Genomic DNA, 18,179 nt, shown 5'->3' with positions numbered 1-18,179 from the left:
CGGGCAGGGCACTTGTCACGACAGATGCTTGAACAGCCGACTCCCGGCCCCAGATAGCCCCTAGTGGCGGCGCGGCCGCCAAACGCAAAAACAGAAATTCCGAGAGGGAAACAGCAATGGCAAAAATCATCGGCATCGATCTCGGCACGACCAACTCGTGCGTGGCGATCATGGAAGGCGGCAAGGCCCGCGTCATCGAGAACAGCGAGGGTGATCGCACCACGCCGTCGATCGTGGCCTACAGCAAGGACGGCGAAGTCCTGGTCGGCGCCAGCGCCAAGCGCCAGGCCGTCACCAACCCCAAGAACACCTTCTACGCGGTGAAGCGCCTGATCGGCCGCAAGTTCACCGACGCGGAAGTGAAGAAGGACCTCGACCTCGTGCCCTACGGCATCGTCGCCCACGACAACGGCGATGCCTGGGTGGCGACGTCCGACGGCAAGAACCTGGCGCCGCAGGAAGTCTCCGCGCGCGTGCTGGAGAAGATGAAGAAGACGGCCGAAGCCTATCTCGGCGAGACCGTCACCGAAGCCGTCATCACCGTGCCGGCCTACTTCAACGACAGCCAGCGCCAAGCCACCAAGGACGCGGGCCGCATCGCCGGTCTCGACGTCAAGCGCATCATCAACGAACCGACCGCGGCCGCGCTTGCCTACGGCCTCGACAAGGAAGGCGGTGACCGCAAGATCGCCGTGTACGACCTCGGCGGCGGCACCTTCGACGTCTCGATCATCGAGATCGCCAACGTCGACGGCGAGAAGCAGTTCGAAGTGCTGTCCACCAACGGTGACACCTTCCTCGGCGGCGAAGATTTCGACAAGCGCGTCATCGACTATCTCGTCGACGAATTCCAGAAGGACCAGGGCATCGATCTGCGCAAGGACCCGCTGGCCCTGCAGCGCCTGAAGGACGCGGCCGAGCGCGCCAAGATCGAACTGTCGTCCTCGCAGCAGACCGAAGTGAACCTGCCGTACGTGACGGCGGACGCCTCCGGTCCGAAGCACCTGAACATCAAGCTGACCCGCGCCAAGCTCGAATCGCTGGTCGAGGATCTGGTCAAGAAGACCATCGATCCCTGCCGCACCGCGCTCAACGACGCCGGCCTGCGCGCCGGTGACATCGCCGAGGTGATCCTGGTCGGCGGCCAGACCCGCATGCCGAAGGTGCAGCAGGCCGTGGCCGAGTTCTTCGGCAAGGAACCGCGCAAGGACGTCAACCCGGACGAAGCCGTCGCCATTGGCGCGGCAGTGCAGGGCGGCGTGCTCGCCGGCGACGTGAAGGACGTGCTGCTGCTCGACGTGACTCCGCTGTCGCTGGGCATCGAGACCCTGGGCGGCGTGTTCACTAAGATCATCGAGAAGAACACCACGATCCCGACCAAGGCCTCGCAGACCTTCTCCACTGCCGAGGACAACCAGTCCGCCGTCACCGTGCACGTGCTGCAGGGTGAGCGCGAACAGGCCCGCTACAACAAGTCGCTGGCCAAGTTCGACCTGACCGGCATCGACGCGGCGCCGCGTGGCATGCCGCAGGTGGAGGTGTCCTTCGATATCGACGCCAACGGCATCGTCCACGTCACCGCCAAGGACAAGAAGACCGGCAAGGAACAGAAGGTCGAGATCAAGGCCGGCTCGGGCCTGTCGGACGACGAGATCCAGCGCATGGTCGCCGATGCCGAGGCGCATCGCGAGGAAGACAAGAAGTTCCACGACCTCGTCACCGCCCGCAACCACGCCGACGCGCTGATCCACACCGCGCGCGGCGCGATCAAGGACAGCGGCGACAAGGTGCCGGGCGATGTGATCGGCCGCACCGAAGGCGCGATCGCCGAGCTGGAAACGGCGATGAAGGGCGACGACAAGGCGCAGATCGAAGCCAAGTCGAAGGCGCTGGAGGAAGCGGCGCAGTCGCTGTTCGCCGCCGCCGCGGCGCAGTCGGGCGGAGACCATGCCGGCGACGCCGGTGGCTCCGCGCCGAAGAGCGACGACGTGGTCGATGCCGAGTTCACCGAAGTCAAAGACGAAGACAAGAAGTAACGCGTACCCTGCGTTCCCAATGTCGTCCATCAGGCAGCCGGTAACCGGTATCTGGTAACAGGAAAGCAAGACCTGTTACCGCATTCCGGCTCCCGGCTTCCGTTTACCGGCTCCCGGCTTTCATGAGCAAACGCGATTACTACGAAGTTCTGGGCGTAGCCCGCAACGCCAGCGACGATGAGCTGAAGAAGGCTTATCGCCGCTGCGCGATGAAGCACCACCCTGACCGCAATCCCGGCGACAAGGCCGCGGAAGCCGCGTTCAAGGAGTGCAAGGAAGCCTACGAAGTGCTGTCCGACGGCGGCAAGCGCCGCATGTACGACCAGCACGGCCACGCCGCGTTCGAGCATGGCATGGGCGGCGGCAACGCCGGCCCCGGTTTCGCCGACATGGGCGACATCTTCGGCGATATTTTCGGAAACATCTTCGGCGGCGGTGGCGCGCGCGGTCCGCGCCGCGGCGCCGACGTCGGCTATGTGATGGAACTCGATCTCGAGGAAGCCGTCGCCGGCACCGAGAAACGCGTCGAGATCCCCACCCTGATCGCCTGCGCGCCCTGCAACGGCACCGGCTCGGAAGACGGCAAGCTCGAAACCTGCGGCACCTGCCACGGTCGTGGCCAGGTCCGCTTCCAGCGCGGCATCTTCTCGATGCAGCAGCCATGCCCGGATTGCCATGGGCGCGGCCAGACGTTCAAGAGCCCGTGCAAGGTCTGCCGCGGCAACGGACGCGTCGAGGAAGAGAAAGTGCTGTCGGTGAAGATTCCGGCCGGCGTCGACAATGGCGACCGTATCCGCCTGTCCGGCGAGGGCGAGGCCGGTCCGCCCGGATCGCCGCCCGGCGATCTCTACGTCGAGGTTCGCGTGCGTCCGCACGAGATTTTCGAGCGCGACGGCGACGATCTGCATTGCGAGGTGCCGATCCGCATTTCCCAGGCAGCGCTCGGCGATGTTGTGCGCGTGCCCACGCTCAACGGCGAAGCCGAGATCCGCATTCCCGCCGAAACCCAGACCGGCAGGGTGTTCCGCCTGCGCGAGAAGGGCGTGAAGTCGGTGCGCAGCCGTGGCGTCGGCGATCTCTACTGCAAGGTCGTGGTCGAGACGCCGGTCAACCTCACCACCGAGCAACGCGAATTGCTGGACAAGTTCGAAGCCACCTTCGTGGGCGAGGGCGCGCGGCGACATTCGCCGAAGTCGAGCACCTTCGTCGATGGTGTCAAAGGTTTCTGGGAACGCATGACGTCGTAACGACGGAGTCGTTCTTGCTCACCATTCCCACCCGCATGGGAATGACGGCTTATTTTCATCAATCATGGCGCGCATTGACGCCACGCCGCGCGCCCCAGCGGGCATCCAGCGAACCCACGATCTTCTTCACGAAGCGCGAGAACCGTCCCCGGCGATTCTTGCGCTCCAGCTCCTCCGCGCTGGTCAGCCACGCCACCTGGATCACCCGGCGCTCGCCCTCGAACGGCAGATGCCCGTGCCAGGAATTGTCGGCGCGCCGGAACGCCACCAACGTGCCGTACACCGGCCGGATCTCCGGCGCCGCCAGCGCCTCAATGTCGTCGCCGCGATGCAGGAAGCGCAGACAGCCCTCGCTGGTCCGCGGCCAGTCTTCGTTGAGATAGAGCAGGGCGGTGGCGATCTTCGATTTGCTGTCGGTATGGATCGTGCCGTGGCGCCGGTTGACCGCATCGCTTACCGTGACGATCGACGGCCGCTCGGACAGCCGTCCCAGCCCGAGCCGGGCACCGAGTGCGTCCGCGAACGCCGGCGACGTCATCTCGGCCACCAGTGCCCGTATCGAGCTTCCGCAATCCTCGTCCCGGTACGGGAAGAACCCGGCGCTGCCATAGCGCGGGAAATCGGCGGCGAGGGCACCGCGTTCGGCCTCCGGCAACTGCGCCGGCGCGATCATGAACGCGAACGGCGCCTCACTGACCTGTACATCCGGACGATCGAGACGAGCGGGATCGAGCAGCATGGCGATCGGCAACTCCAGCAGCGGTTGCGAAGTCGGCCCCCTGTTCGTGTCGGATCATAGCGCCGATTCCCGGGCCAATTCCGGAACGATTTTCCGGTAGGATTTCCCACTGAACAGGCGAAGGATTCGTCTTTACGGGGGATTTATGTTGAAACATCGATCGGGTCGCCGGCTGCTGGCGGCGCTCGCCATGCTGTGCGCATTCAATGCTGTCGCCGAGGAAGAAGCGCCCGAACGTTTCGTGCAGAACGAACGCGATCACACCGCTTACATCGTCAATGCCGACGGTTCCTATGTGGAGCAGCGCGAGTGGGCGCTGAAGGTGCTCAAGGAACAGGCGCTGGAAGCGGTGAAGGAAGCTTCGATCAGCTACAGCACCAGCATCCAGAAAGCCGAGGTGCTGCAGGCCTATACGCTCAAGCCGGACGGTCGCCGCATCGACGTGCCCAAGTCGAACTACCAGGTGCAGACCAACGGCGGCAAGGGCGACGGCGGGCCGGTGTTTTCCGATTACAGCTCGCTCACCGTGGTGTTTCCGGAACTCGCCGTCGGCGACACGGTGGTCTTCTCCTACAAGCTCGTGGCCAGCAAGCCGATGTTCGACGGCCAGTTCTCTGTCGTCGATGGTTTCTCCAGCGACACCTACTACGGCGACGGACGGATCAGCATCGATGCGCCGGTTTCGCTGCAAGCGCAATACCAGGCCTGGAATCTGAAGCAAACCCGCGACGAGACCAAGGATGGCCGCAGACTGCTGGAATGGTCGTACAGCAATACCGCGCCAAAGAAGAACAAGGACGATGCGGCCGCCATCTACGACATCGAAAAGAGCATCGCGGTGGCTTATTCCACCTTCCGCAGCTATGCCGACATCGCCGATGCCTACGGCAAGCGCGCTTTGCCGAAGGCCGCGGTGACGCCGCGCATCCAGAAGCTCGCCGACGAGATCGCAGCCGGCAAGCAGCAACCGCGCGATGTCGCCAAGGCACTGTACGAGTGGGTGTCGACCAACATCACCTACGCCGGCAACTGCATCGGCCTCGGCGCGGTCGTGCCGCACGATCTCGATTTCATCCTCGACAACAAGATGGGCGACTGCAAGGACCACGCGACGCTGCTGCAGGCATTGCTGGCGGCCAAGGGCATTTCGAGTGAACAGGACTTGATCAACTCCGGCAACCTCTACACGCTGCCGAAAATCCCGGTCGCCTCGATGGTCAATCACGTCTTCAATTACATCCCGTCGCTGGACCTGTACGCCGATGCCACGGCCAAGGGCATCCCGTTCGGCATGCTGCCCATCCAGAGCGCCGGCAAGCCCATCCTGCCGGTCGGCGGGGAACGCAAGGAAGCCCGCACGCCGGCATGGCCGTTGGGCAGCAACCGGCAACGCATGAGCACGGTGCTGAAGATCCAGCCGGACGGATCGGTCACCGGCAAGGTCAAGGTCGAGCTGAACGGCATGTACGCGATCGCGGCACGTGCCGGGTTCCGCGACGTGTCCAAGGACACCTACAAGGACGTGACCAAAAACTTCTTCCAGAACATGGGCCTCATCGCCAGCGGCACGTTCACGTCTGAGGATCCCAAACCACTGCTCGACACCTACAGCTACAGCAGCGAGTTCGAAGTGAAGGAAATGCTGCCGATCCCCGGTGCTTTCCGCATCGCGCCCGCCTTCTTCAACATCTCCTCGGTCGCGCATTTCGCCAGCTCGGCCACCAGCGAGATCGACGAGAAGAACGACACGAGCTGCGTGAGTGGCTATTCCGAGGAGGAATACGTCTACGAATTCCCGGAACAGGTGAAGGTGGTCGCGGTGCCGCCGGATCTGGCCGTGGCAGGCGACGCTCTCGACTACAAGGCGACCTACGAACTGAAAGGCAACGTGCTGAAGGTCAAGCGCGTCTTCGACGACCGCACGCCGGGGTCGACCTGCACGCCGGCCTTCAACAAGGCCTACAAGGAATTCACCCAGAAAGTGTTGCCGAATCTGAAAGCGCAAGTCGTCTATCAGTGATGACGAGATGGAGCAGGGCGCTTGCTGGCGGCATACCCGCCAGCAAGCGCTGATGAGCAAATACGGCACAGTTCCTCACGGAATGGCGATATCGAGCTCGAATCACCACGTCGGAGCATCTTGTGATTCACCGTCGTCGTCGGCCTGTTCCGACACATCCTTGCCGTTGGCTTCTGCGAGTAAGAGCCTGATCCTGTCGTCCTCTGCTTCGGCGCCGACCGTGCCCAGGACTTCCTTCAGATCATCTGCGCTCGGGTCTGAGCGCTTCAATAGCGCCTCATACTCTTTTTCGTCTTCCACATAAAACGCGCTGGCGGGACTGGCCAAGAATCCCAGAATCAGGCCAGCGAATAGGCCACCCCATTGCAGGGTCGTGGATGAAAATTCTCGTTTCATTGAATTCGTCTCCTGATGGTGTTCACGCGGATCACGGGAGCAACGCGTAGACCGCATTGGTGTTGTGCGCACCGTCCTCGGCGACACCGACCACCCAATCGCCGTTCGGTGAAATCGCCTGCAATCCACTGACCTTGCCACCCTGGAACAAGTCGATGGCCTCGGTGCCGTTCGCCGGCGCCCAGATCGCAGCCTGCAGGTTTTCGTCGGCGTTCTCGCTGACGAGCGCCACGGTGTCGTCCTCGGCCAAGCCGGTCGCTCTCACCCGGACGCCGCCGGAGATCGGCGAAATCAGGCTGAAATCGTCCGTCGCGGGATCCCAGAAACCAACGCCACGATGTCCTTCGGCCGTGCGGTAGGCGAACACTGCATGCCCGGCGTTGTTGAGATACTTGCCGCGGTTGAGCGGACTGTCCTGCAAATCGTCGAGCAACTCCGGCGCGCTGTTGGGACTGGCCCAGAATGCGGTGACGGGAACATCCGGCGCGGAGAAATGGCAGGTACCCAATGCCTGATTCGTGTCGTTGATCGCGCTCACGGTACAGAACTTGGCTCCCGCGGGAAGCGGCAGGCTGGCGATCACATAGCCGGCGAGCAGGCCAGTGGCCCGGGCGATCTTGCCGTGGAACACACCGCCGCCGGGGCAATTCAGCGCCACGCTGGGACGACCGTTGATCAGGCCGTCATTGACGTCGACGGCGATGCAATTGTCGGCGGCGGTGGACACCGGAACGGCAGTATTGCTGCCCGGCAACCAGATGACCGCGGTAGCCTTGGCCGTCCCGCTCAGACTTGCGCCCACCACGGCGCCGGCCTGGTTGTAGGCGTTCACGCTCGAGCTGACGTCGGCCAGAATGCCGAGGATGCCTTGCAGGGGCCTGAGTTCCGTCGGCACATCGCCGGGCGCGGCGGCCTCCCAGGTCACCGCCATGCCGATGTCCCTTTCATCGACGCAGGAGCCCACGATCAGGCCCGAAGCGGTAATGCCGCCAGCCGAACAGCTCTGACCCTGCACCAGGGGGAGCAGAGGAGTTTCGAAACCGACGATCAGCGACACCCAGGGGACGCTGGGTCCATGACCATTGGCCGGACTGCACGTGCCGACCGCGATGCCATTGTCGGCCACGTCGTTGGCGGCGCATTGCGCGCCGGCCGCGTGACCTTCTTCGCTCAGGATGATGGCGTGTGCCTGCATGGCCGGAAGAATGCCGAGCAGGCCTGTGAGGGTCGTCACGGCGAGAGTGCTACGGGTTTGCTTCGCGAGTGCTGTCATGTCGGTTGCCCCTTGGATACCGCGCGGATGGGTGCGATCCAACATAGGCGGGCCGTGCCGGTGTGCAACTCGAAATCCACGCAAGAGTCACGAAAAATCGTGCCGCTTCAAAGCACTAAAAAAATTTCACGGGCGATGAAATGTCTCATCGGGGAGGCAGGCCGCGTGAGGTTTTCCTGGTAATCCGTGGCAAGCACGAATTTTTGCCGGTGATGTCACAACGCGCCGCCGTCGCCAAGCGTATGACTACCCGCCTAGCAGTACGGTTTCGCGCTTCACTCCAGGGACAGGGGGAGCCATGCCTCGGGAATGTCCGGCAAGCGGCACGAATACTCCGCGCATTTCTCCGATTCGCAGACGGCGACGTTGGAGCGTAAGCGAGCTTCGCTACCTTCAAGCACGCGTGGGCATCCGAACCGTGGAGCAGTTGAGTCGTGCGCTCCAGCGTAGCGAGCGCGCACTGCGTTGCAAGCTGCATCGTCTAAAGCTCAGCGCCAAGGTCGTGGAGGGCTGGAGCTTGCACGAATTGCGTGTCAGCCTGCGGATGAGCGTCAAACAGGTGCTGCGCCATATCGTCGCAGGCCACCTGCGTGTGCAATGCGCGCAGTTGCATGGCGTGGAAATCACCGATGACAGCAAGGCGGCGCCACATTCGGGCTGGAAGCGGGTTTGCGCGGAAGTCCTGCGAGGCCGATGGCGGCTGAGTCGATTGCGCATCAGCGAGGCTTCCGTGCAGCGCTTCCATGCGATCTCGGCACAGCCTGTTTTCCCGCCGTGATGACAGCGTCTCGCGGCGTGCTTGCCGGGACGCGCGCGCGCCGCTAGCCTGCGCTGATGAACGAACCCGTCCGAATCCTGATTCACGGCGCGTCCGGGCGCATGGGGCAATCCCTGTTGCGTCTCGGCGCAGCCCGCCAGGGCTGCAGCATCGTCGCCGCGGTGTCGGCGCGTTCTCCCACGCAGCGCGTTGTCGAGGGCGTTCCGTATTTCTCCGCGTCGGAACTGTCCGGCGTGCCGGAGTTCGACGTCGCCATCGATTTCAGCCTGCCGGAAGGCTTCGACGCGATCCTCGCCCTGTGCGCGAGCCGTGGCACCGGCTTCGTCTCGGGCACCACCGGCCTGTCGGAAGCACAGCGGACGGACTTGCAGGCGGCGGCCGTGCGCATTCCGGTGCTGTGGGCGGCGAACTTCAGCCTGGGCGTCGCCGTACTCGAGGAACTGGTCGAACGCGCCGCCTCTGCGCTGCGCGGCTGGGACTGCGACATCGTCGAGGCCCACCACACGCAGAAGAAGGATGCGCCCTCCGGCACCGCGCTCGCGCTCGGCATCGCCGCGGAGCGGGGCGGGGCACAGCCGCGCTACGCCAGTCTGCGCGCCGGCGACATCGTCGGTGAACACACCGTTCAGTTCACCGCCACCGGCGAGCGCATCGAATTGATCCATCGCGCCAGTAACCGCGACATTTTCGCCCGTGGCGCGTTGCACGCGGCTGTCGGACTGGTGGGGCGTCCGGCTGGGCAATATCGGCTGCGCGATCTGTTGTGATCCTGCGATCACGGCTGGATTCGCTGGGACATCGCGTCAACCCGGAGCGGAAGCGAAGATCGCAATGCCAAGCAACGCCAATAGGATCACGGCCAGAATTCCAAACCCGATCAGCATTCCCAACGCGGTCCGTGTCCGGTCCTTGATCACTAAGCTGATGCCAAGCACGAAGGCCGCTGCCCACGGGAGAGTCAGTACCAGCGTAGGAACACGGCCGGGATGAATTACGTCCGGTATGACGGCCGCCAGCGCTCTACCTCCCACGTATGTGATCAATCCGCAGACAAGCAGGCACAAGAAGAACAACCCGATACCAGCGGCGAGCGAACCACGCTTCGGATCGCCCGGAAGCCGGTGGCGGAGGACGGCACGCGGCGGCGCGTAAAGGTTTTCCGTCTCGTTCACGCTGCAGGCTTTACGAGTCCATCGGTATCGGCACAGTATCCGCCACCCGGCCAAGGTCGCGACGGTACGCCAGACAGGCCGGACGCCGTGCGGTGATGCCCAAGAGCGAAGAAACGCCACCATTGCCGCCACTTAGGCGCTACCTGGACGTTTTACGCAGAACCGCTGGCGAAGCGACCCCGTCACGGGTACAATTCTCGCTCGCCTGATTCCCCCTGCCTCCGGACCGGTTCCGCGCCGCTTCGGTGGTTTCTTGCAACCCGACGTAGGCGAAATCCGTGATTGAAACTGCAATCCTCGCGCTTGAAGACGGCACCGTCTTCGAGGGCGTTTCCGTAGGCGCGCCCGGTCTTTCCGTGGGCGAGGTGGTGTTCAACACCGCCATGACCGGCTATCAGGAAATCCTCACCGATCCGTCCTACGCCCGTCAGATCGTCACGCTGACCTATCCGCACATCGGCAACACCGGCTGCACCGACCAGGACGACGAGGCCGACAAGGTCTGGGCCTCCGGCCTGATCGTGCGCGACGTGCCGCGCCGCCCCAGCAACTGGCGCAGCCAGGTGGCGTTGCCGGAATGGCTGCGTCAGCGCGGCGTGGTGGCGATCGCCGACATCGACACCCGCAAGCTCACGCGCCTGCTGCGCGACCGCGGCGCGCAGAACGGCGCGCTGATGGCCAGTGCGGCTCCTATCGAACAAGCAGACGTCGACAAGGCGATCGAGGCCGCGCGCAAATTCCCGGGCCTGAAGGGCATGGACCTGGCAAAGGAAGTCAGCACGCGCAGCACATATCCGTGGCGCGACGGCCAGCTCGACCTCGATCGCAACGAGTTCGTGCGCGCCGAAGCGAAGTTCAAGGTCGTCGCCTACGACTTCGGCGTGAAGCGCAACATCCTGCGCATGCTGGCCGAACGCGGCTGCGATGTGATCGTGGTGCCGGCGCAGACCTCCGCCGAGGACGTGCTGGCGCTGAAGCCCGACGGCGTGTTCCTGTCCAACGGCCCCGGCGACCCGGAACCCTGCGACTACGCGATCGCGGCGATCCGCAGCTTCCTCGACAAGAAGATTCCCACCTTCGGCATCTGCCTCGGCCATCAGCTGCTCGGTCTGGCCTCCGGCGCGCGGACGCTGAAGATGAAATTCGGCCACCACGGCGCCAACCATCCGGTGATCGACCTCGACTCAGAACGCGTGATGATCACCTCGCAGAACCACGGCTTCGCCGTCGACGAGGCCACGCTGCCGGCCAATGTGCGCGTCACGCATCGTTCGCTGTTCGACGGCAGCAATCAGGGCATCGCGCTGACCGACGCGCCGGCATTCAGCTTCCAGGGACACCCGGAAGCCTCGCCCGGCCCGCATGACGTCTCGCCGCTGTTCGATCGCTTCGTGGCGATGATGGAGCGCTCTGCTTGAAGGCCAACCGGCGCCCGCGCTGGAAACGCCTGAAGTGGCTCGTGCTCGTCGTGCTGCTGCTGGTCGCCTATCCCGGTTTCGTGTTCGCGACCGTGTACGCGCACTGGTTCGTGGCCAATCTGCCCGGCGGCCGTAACGGTCCGAGCGATGCCTACCGCCACGCGCTCGCCAGCGCCACGGTGGCCTACACCGGCTCGCCACGCTGGGTGGAGTGGGTGACCGCGGTGATGGAACACGGCGGCGAGGGCAACGACAGCCGCGCGATGGATGCGCACAACAACCGTATCGGTGCGCGCATCGGCGCGCAGGCGTCGAGCTGGCGGCAGATGCAGGCCGACGTCATGACCGCGATCGAACACGGAACCGTCAACACCGCCGACGAACAACAGATCACCTGGCTGCCGCCCGAGCGGTGGCAGAACCGTCTTTATTGAGCCGTCTTCATTGAGCATGTTGTATCAAGTGCAGTACCGAGGAATGCAATGCCAAAGCGCAGCGACATCAAAACCATTCTGATCATCGGCGCGGGTCCGATCGTGATCGGCCAGGCCTGCGAATTCGATTACTCCGGCGCGCAGGCCTGCAAGGCCCTGCGCGACGAGGGCTATCGGGTGGTGCTGGTGAATTCGAACCCGGCCACGATCATGACCGACCCGGAAATGGCGGACGCGGTCTACATCGAGCCGATCCACTGGCAAATGGTCGAGAAGATCATCGCCAAGGAAAAGCCCGACGCGCTGCTACCGACGATGGGCGGCCAGACCGCGCTCAACTGCGCGCTCGATCTGGCCGACAACGGCGTGCTGGAGAAATACGGCGTCGAACTGATCGGCGCCTCGCGCGAGGCCATCCGCATGGCCGAGGATCGCGAACTGTTCCGCGTGGCGATGCAGGACATCGGGCTGGAATGCCCGAAGGCCGAGGTCGCCAGGTCGTTCGAACAGGCGGTCGAGATCCAGGCCAAGGTCGGCTATCCGACCATCATCCGCCCGTCGTTCACGCTCGGCGGCAGCGGCGGCGGCATCGCCTACAACCGTGAAGAGTTCGAGGACATCATCAAGCGTGGCCTCGAACTTTCTCCGGTGCACGAAGTGCTGGTGGAAGAATCGGTGCTCGGCTGGAAGGAATTCGAGATGGAAGTGGTCCGCGACAAGGCGGACAACTGCATCATCGTCTGCTCGATCGAGAATCTCGATCCAATGGGCGTGCACACCGGCGACTCGATCACCGTCGCGCCGGCGCAGACGCTCACCGACAAGGAATACCAGCGCCTGCGCGACGCCAGCATCGCGGTGCTGCGCAAGATCGGCGTCGATACCGGCGGCAGCAACGTGCAGTTCGGCATCAACGCGCAGACCGGACGCGTGGTGGTGATCGAGATGAACCCGCGCGTCTCGCGCTCCTCGGCGCTGGCGTCGAAGGCCACCGGTTTTCCGATCGCGAAGGTCGCGGCGAAGCTCGCCGTCGGCTACACGCTGGACGAACTGAAGAACGAGATCACCGGCGGTCTGACGCCGGCTTCGTTCGAACCCACGATCGATTATGTGGTCACCAAGATCCCGCGCTTCGCCTTCGAGAAATTCCCGCAGGCCGACGCGCGTCTCACCACGCAGATGAAGTCGGTGGGCGAGGTGATGGCGATCGGTCGCAGCTTCCAGGAATCGCTGCAGAAAGCACTGCGCGGACTGGAGACGGGCAAGGTCGGACTCGATCCCACCGGCCTCGACCTGTCCAGCGATGACGACCTGGCCATCTTGCGCCGCGAAGTGAAGGAAGCCGGCCCCGAGCGCCTGTTCTATCTGGCCGATGCGTTCCGCGCCGGCATGTCGGTCGAGGAAGTGTTCGGGCTGTCGTTCGTCGATCCGTGGTTCCTCGACCAGATCGAAGCCATCGTCGCCACCGAACGCGAGGTCGCGGCCGCCGGTGTCGACGCGCTCGACGGCAAGCGCCTGCGCAAGCTCAAGCGCATGGGCTTCTCGGACGCGCGTCTCGCGCAGCTGGCGCAGACCGATGAGAAGGCGATCCGCGCCCTGCGTCGCGCGCATGGCATCAAGCCGGTCTACAAGCGCGTGGATTCCTGCGCGGCGGAATTCGCCACCACCACCGCGTATCTGTACTCGACCTACGAGGACGAGTGCGAAGCGCAGCCGAGCGATCGCGAGAAGATCATCGTGCTCGGCGGCGGGCCGAACCGGATCGGGCAGGGCATCGAATTCGACTACTGCTGCGTGCACGCCGCGCTGGCGTTGCGCGAGGACGGGTTCGAAACCATCATGGTCAACTGCAACCCGGAAACGGTCTCCACCGATTACGACACCTCCGATCGCCTGTATTTCGAGCCGCTGACGCTCGAGGACGTGCTCGAGATCGTCGAGCTGGAGAAGCCCAAGGGCGTGATCGTGCAGTACGGCGGACAGACGCCGCTGAAGCTGGCGCGAGCACTGGAAGCGAACGGCGTGCCGATCATCGGCACCTCCCCCGATTCGATCGATCTGGCCGAGGATCGCGAGCGCTTCCAGCAGCTCGTCGAGACACTCAAGCTGAAGCAGCCGCCCAACCGCACTGCGCGCAATCCGGACGAGGCGCTGGTGCTGGCCCGCGAGATCGGCTATCCGCTGGTGGTGCGCCCGAGCTACGTGCTGGGCGGCCGCGCCATGGAAGTGGTGCACGCCGATGCCGACCTCGCGCGCTACATGCGCGATGCGGTCAAGGTGTCCAACGATTCGCCGGTCCTGCTCGATCGCTTCCTCGACAACGCGGTCGAGGTCGACGTCGACGTGATCGCCGACAAGACTGGCGCCGTGTTGATCGGCGGCGTGATGGAGCACATCGAGGAAGCCGGCGTGCATTCGGGCGATTCGTCCTGCTCGCTGCCGCCGTATTCGCTGTCGAAGGACGTCCAGGATCGTCTGCGCGAGCAGGTGATCGCACTGGCCAAAGCGCTGAACGTCGTCGGCCTGATGAACACGCAATTCGCGGTGCAAGCCGACGATGACGGCGAAGCGACGATCTACCTGTTGGAAGTGAATCCACGCGCCTCGCGCACCGTGCCCTTCGTCTCCAAGGCGACCGGCCTGCCGCTGGCGAAGATCGCCGCGCGCTGCATGGCGGGCAAGACGTTGGCGGAGCAGGGCGCGACCAAGGAAATCGTGCCGAACTACCACTCGGTGAAGGAAGCGATCTTCCCGTTCGCCAAGTTCCAGGGCGTCGACCCGATCCTCGGCCCCGAAATGCGCTCCACCGGCGAGGTGATGGGTGTCGGCCGCAGCTTCGGCGCCGCGTTCGCGCGCGCGCAGGAAGCAGCCAACATCAAGACGCCGCCGCCGACAGGCAAGGCCTTCGTCTCCGTGCGCGACCCGGACAAGCTGCGTGTCCTGCCGGTGGCGCAGGATTTGGTGCAGCGCGGCTACAAGCTCGTCGCCACAGGCGGCACCGCCGCGTTCCTGCGCGCGAACGGCGTGGAGTGTGAACAGATCAACAAGGTCACCGAAGGGCGGCCGCACGTGGTCGACCTGATCAAGAACGGCGAGATCGCCTACATCGTCAACACCACCGAAGGCAAGCAGGCGATCGCCGACTCGTTCTCGATCCGCCGTGAGGCGCTGCAGCAGCGCGTGACGTATTCCACCACCATTGCCGGCGCCAAGGCCTTGCTGCATTCTCTGCAGTATCGCGGCAGCGGCCCGGTGTGGGCGCTGCAGGAATTGCATGAAGAATTGAAGCAAGAGGAAAAGACATCAGCATGAGAGCGCCATTGACCACGCAGGGAGCGCAGCGTCTGCGCGCGGAACTGGAAGAACTGAAGAGCGTGCAGCGTCCGGCCGTGATCAACGCGATCGCCGAAGCGCGCGCGCACGGCGATCTGAAGGAAAACGCCGAGTACCATGCCGCCCGCGAACAGCAGGGGTTCATCGAAGGCCGCATCAAGCAGTTGGAAGCGGAGCTGTCGCACGCGCAGGTGATCGACGTGTCGACGCTGAATGCGGGTTCGAAAATCGTGTTCGGCGCCAACGTCACCCTGGCCGATATGGAAACCGACGAGGAAAGGCGCTACCAGATCGTTGGCGACCTGGAAGCCGACATCAAGCAGGGCCTGATCGCGATTTCGTCGCCGGTGGCGCGCGCGCTGATCGGCAAGCACGAGGGCGACAGCGTCACCATCGAAGCGCCTGGCGGCACGCGGGAATACGAAATCATCGCGGTTGCTTACGGGTGAGGGAGTGCACGCTCAGCGGACGCCTTCAGGGTCGAAGGGCGTCGTCAACGCCTTGAGGTGCTGCGCTCCCGAACGCCCGGCCATGGATAGCCGGGCCGGACTCTCCGAAGCTGACATCGCTGCGCCAAGGATGGCGATCCGTTGAAGGCCGCCGATCTCCTCATGCCGCACGCCACCTTCCTGCTCCCCTCCATCTCGCGCTTCGGCGCGCAGCGCCTGTCGGCAGAATGCGACGCGGCGCTGGGGCGGGGCGACCGGCCGCCGCCACAGGCGCCCGGCAGACGCGCGCAACTGCTGCGCCACGTCGATCTTCCCGGAGGCAGTTGGCCGATCGCGGCGCTTTCGCGCCAGGCCGATGCCGGTGATGCCGCGGGCGCGGCCTGGCTACGCGCCGATCCCGTCTGGTTGCGCCCCGACATCAACGGCGTCCGGCTCATGGCGCATGGCGAGGCCCTGCTGCCCACGCAGGCGGACTGCGAGGCCCTGCTGCCCGCGCTGAAGCCTTTGTTCGGCGACGCCGGCTTCCTGCTCGACGCACCGGCGCCCGCCCGCTGGTACCTGCGGCTGCCGCGTGAAGCGAAGATTCCCGAATTCACCGATCCGCGCGACGTGCTCGGCGACGATCTGTTCGAACATCTCGACAGCGGCCCCGAAGACCGCCGCTGGCGCGCTCTGGCCAACGAGGCGCAGATCGTGCTGCACAACCACCCCTGGAATGCGGAACGCGCGGCCAAGGGGCAACCGCCGATCAACGGCCTGTGGTTCTGGGGTGGCGGCACGCTGCCTGCCGAAGGCATCAAGACACGCAGCCGGCACAGCGCGATCTACACCGATGATCCCACCGCGCACGCCTTGGCGGCGAATGTCTGCGATGCCGGAGCGCTGCCACCACGCTATCCCGCCGGTCCCGGCGATCTTGCATCCGATCTGGTATTCGACCTCACCGATACCCGCGATCTCGCCTGGCTGGAACACGAATGGCTGCGACCGGCGCTGACCGCGCTGCGCAAGGGCGAGATCGATCATCTCGAACTCGACGACGAAGACGGCAACCTGCTGCGACTCGGCCGCTGGCATCGCCTGCGTTTCTGGCGCGGTGCCTATTCGCGATCCATTTCGCGGCACGATCCATGAAGCCATTGCGCACGATCCGTCGTCGCGACTGCAACATGGTCGACGAATGGCCCAAGCACGTACCGCCGCTGCTACAACGCGTCTACGCTGCGCGCGGTGCGCACGATCTCGCCAGCGCGCAACCGAAACTGGCGCAATTGCCGACGCCCGAAGGCTTGTTTGGCATCGATCGTGCTGTCGAACTGCTCGCGACTGCCATCGCTGAAAACCGGCACATCCTCATCGTCGGCGATTTCGATTGCGACGGCGCCACCGCTTGCGCGACCGCCGTGCGCGGCCTGCGCATGCTGGGGGCCACGCGCGTGTCGTATGCGGTGCCCAACCGCATCGTGCACGGCTACGGACTGTCGCCGGCCCTGGTCGAGGATCTGACCGGATTGCAGCCCGATCTGCTGGTCACCGTCGATCACGGCATCGCCTGCCATGCGGGCATCCGGACTGCGAAAGCACTGGGATGGGACGTCCTGGTCACCGATCATCATCTGCCGGGCGAAGTGCTGCCGCCTGCGGATGTCATCGTCAATCCGAACCAGGCGGGCGACGGTTTCCCCAGCAAATCGCTGGCGGGCGTCGGCGTGATCTTCTACGTGCTGCTGGCGTTGAGGAAATACCTGCGCGAAGCTGGCCTGCGCGAAGCCGGTGCGCTCGATGACGGCGGGCAGGATCTGACCAATCTGCTCGATCTCGTCGCCGTCGGCACGGTCGCCGATCTCGTGCCCTTGGACGTCTGCAATCGCGCATTGGTCGCGGCCGGTCTGCGGCGCTTGCGCGCGGGGCAGGGCAGTGCCGGTTTGCGCGCGTTGATCGAAGTGTCCGGACGCACGGCGGCCACGCTCTCGACCGCCGACATCGGCTACGCCATCGCGCCGCGCATCAATGCCGCCGGCCGACTGGAGGACATGTCGGTCGGCATCGAATGCCTGTTGTGCGACGACGCGACGCGTGCGCGCGAACTGGCCGAAGTGCTGGACGGCATCAACGCCGAACGCCGCGCCGTGCAGCAGCAGATGGTGGAAGAGGCCGAAACCGCGCTTGCGCCGCTGGCCGGCAAGCTCGATACGCCGCGCATCGCGCATTGCCTGTTCGATGCCGAATGGCATCCCGGCGTGGTGGGCCTGGTTGCATCGAAAATGAAGGAGCGTCTGCATCGTCCGGTGATCGCATTCGCGCCGAGCGAGCCCGGAAGCGAATGGTTGCGCGGTTCCGCGCGCTCCATCCCGGGATTCCACATCCGCGATGCCCTGGCGTTGGTCGATACGGCGCATCCGGGCCTGATCGAACGATTCGGCGGACACGCCATGGCCGCCGGCCTGAACCTGCGACTCGCCCACCTGGCGGATTTCGAGGCGGCCTTCACCACTTGTGCCGCGCAATTGCTCGATGCCGAATCCCTGCACGACATCATCGCCAGCGATGGCGAACTGGCATCGGATGCCTTCATCGCGGCAAATGCATTGGCGCTACGCGACGGCGGCACCTGGGGGCAGGGCTTTCCCGAACCGGTCTTCGACGGCGAGTTCACCGTGCTCGCCTGGCGCCCGGTCGGTACCCATCATTTGAAACTGGAACTCGGATTGGACGGTTTGCGCCTGAACGCCATCGAATTCGGCGGCTGGATCGGCATGCCGCCTCCGTCCCGCATCCGCATCGCTTATCGTCTGGCGCTCGACGATTATCGTGGCGGCGATGCCATCCAGCTGATCGTCGTGCATCGCGAGGCGGCTGGCTAGGCGGGAGCGAAATGCATGCG

15 protein-coding genes are annotated in these 18,179 nt (G+C 64.7%); 11 read left to right on the top strand and 4 right to left on the bottom strand.

The window, feature by feature from the left end; all coding sequences use genetic code 11:
• Positions 1 to 116: 116 nt before the first annotated feature.
• Together dnaK and dnaJ are read left to right on the top strand one after the other, a co-directional pair.
• A complete protein-coding gene (dnaK, locus tag LG367_RS06155; RefSeq protein ID WP_226468344.1) occupies positions 117 to 2,036 on the top strand; it encodes a molecular chaperone DnaK in 1,920 nt (639 codons plus the stop codon).
• 122 nt (positions 2,037 to 2,158) lie between these two features.
• Positions 2,159 to 3,283, top strand: a complete 1,125-nt coding sequence (gene dnaJ / locus LG367_RS06150; RefSeq protein WP_226468343.1) for a molecular chaperone DnaJ — start codon at positions 2,159 to 2,161, stop codon at positions 3,281 to 3,283.
• A gap of 58 nt (positions 3,284 to 3,341) precedes the next feature.
• Here dnaJ and LG367_RS06145 read toward each other — a convergent pair whose 3' ends face one another.
• On the bottom strand, positions 3,342 to 4,034 hold the full coding sequence (locus tag LG367_RS06145; protein WP_226468342.1) for a 2OG-Fe(II) oxygenase: 693 nt from the start codon (positions 4,032 to 4,034) through the stop codon (positions 3,342 to 3,344).
• Between the two features lie 136 nt (positions 4,035 to 4,170).
• On the opposite strand from LG367_RS06145, the gene LG367_RS06140 reads away from it, so the two are divergent.
• Positions 4,171 to 6,042, top strand: coding sequence for a DUF3857 domain-containing transglutaminase family protein (locus tag LG367_RS06140; protein WP_226468341.1), 1,872 nt, complete (start codon positions 4,171 to 4,173; stop codon positions 6,040 to 6,042).
• 102 nt (positions 6,043 to 6,144) lie between these two features.
• Here the strand turns inward: LG367_RS06140 and LG367_RS06135 are convergent, their stop codons facing one another.
• The gene (locus LG367_RS06135; RefSeq protein WP_226468340.1) at positions 6,145 to 6,438 is read right to left on the bottom strand and encodes a P1/P2 acidic ribosomal protein; all 294 of its coding nucleotides are present in this window, start codon (positions 6,436 to 6,438) and stop codon (positions 6,145 to 6,147) included.
• A 31-nt stretch (positions 6,439 to 6,469) separates the two neighbouring features.
• On the bottom strand, positions 6,470 to 7,672 hold the full coding sequence (locus LG367_RS06130) for a hypothetical protein (protein ID WP_226468339.1): 1,203 nt from the start codon (positions 7,670 to 7,672) through the stop codon (positions 6,470 to 6,472).
• Positions 7,673 to 8,114: 442 nt separating this feature from the next.
• On the opposite strand from LG367_RS06130, the gene LG367_RS06125 reads away from it, so the two are divergent.
• Together LG367_RS06125 and dapB are read left to right on the top strand one after the other, a co-directional pair.
• Positions 8,115 to 8,489, top strand: coding sequence for a hypothetical protein (locus tag LG367_RS06125; RefSeq protein WP_226468338.1), 375 nt, complete (start codon positions 8,115 to 8,117; stop codon positions 8,487 to 8,489).
• Positions 8,490 to 8,545: 56 nt separating this feature from the next.
• Positions 8,546 to 9,256, top strand: a complete 711-nt coding sequence (dapB, locus tag LG367_RS06120; protein WP_226468337.1) for a 4-hydroxy-tetrahydrodipicolinate reductase — start codon at positions 8,546 to 8,548, stop codon at positions 9,254 to 9,256.
• Between the two features lie 36 nt (positions 9,257 to 9,292).
• On the opposite strand, the gene LG367_RS06115 is transcribed toward dapB, so the two are convergent.
• A complete protein-coding gene (locus LG367_RS06115; RefSeq protein WP_226468336.1) occupies positions 9,293 to 9,661 on the bottom strand; it encodes a hypothetical protein in 369 nt (122 codons plus the stop codon).
• A 278-nt stretch (positions 9,662 to 9,939) separates the two neighbouring features.
• Between LG367_RS06115 and carA the strand changes: the two genes are divergently transcribed.
• From carA to recJ, 6 genes are all read left to right on the top strand, one after another.
• On the top strand, positions 9,940 to 11,079 hold the full coding sequence (gene carA, locus LG367_RS06110) for a glutamine-hydrolyzing carbamoyl-phosphate synthase small subunit (RefSeq protein WP_226468335.1): 1,140 nt from the start codon (positions 9,940 to 9,942) through the stop codon (positions 11,077 to 11,079).
• A complete protein-coding gene (locus LG367_RS06105; protein ID WP_226468334.1) occupies positions 11,076 to 11,513 on the top strand; it encodes a DUF6973 domain-containing protein in 438 nt (145 codons plus the stop codon). The genes carA and LG367_RS06105 overlap by 4 nt, the downstream gene beginning before the upstream one ends.
• 48 nt (positions 11,514 to 11,561) lie before the next feature.
• On the top strand, positions 11,562 to 14,825 hold the full coding sequence (gene carB, locus LG367_RS06100; RefSeq protein WP_226468333.1) for a carbamoyl-phosphate synthase large subunit: 3,264 nt from the start codon (positions 11,562 to 11,564) through the stop codon (positions 14,823 to 14,825).
• Positions 14,822 to 15,295 (top strand): transcription elongation factor GreA, encoded by a 474-nt coding sequence (greA, locus tag LG367_RS06095; protein WP_226468332.1) that lies wholly within the window; start codon positions 14,822 to 14,824, stop codon positions 15,293 to 15,295. Before carB ends, greA begins: the two co-directional genes overlap by 4 nt.
• A 162-nt stretch (positions 15,296 to 15,457) precedes the next feature.
• Complete coding sequence (locus LG367_RS06090; protein WP_226468331.1) at positions 15,458 to 16,429, top strand: phosphoglycerate mutase; 972 nt, start codon at positions 15,458 to 15,460, stop codon at positions 16,427 to 16,429.
• Positions 16,426 to 18,159: a single-stranded-DNA-specific exonuclease RecJ gene (recJ, locus tag LG367_RS06085; protein WP_226468330.1), complete on the top strand. Its 1,734-nt coding sequence runs from the start codon at positions 16,426 to 16,428 to the stop codon at positions 18,157 to 18,159. Before LG367_RS06090 ends, recJ begins: the two co-directional genes overlap by 4 nt.
• Positions 18,160 to 18,179 lie beyond the last annotated feature (20 nt).

The organism is Luteimonas panaciterrae, from assembly GCF_020511115.1.
Classification (GTDB): domain Bacteria; phylum Pseudomonadota; class Gammaproteobacteria; order Xanthomonadales; family Xanthomonadaceae; genus Luteimonas; species Luteimonas panaciterrae.
The sequence above is the reverse complement of the archived record's forward strand: the minus strand, read 5'-3'. Positions and strand labels throughout refer to the sequence as shown.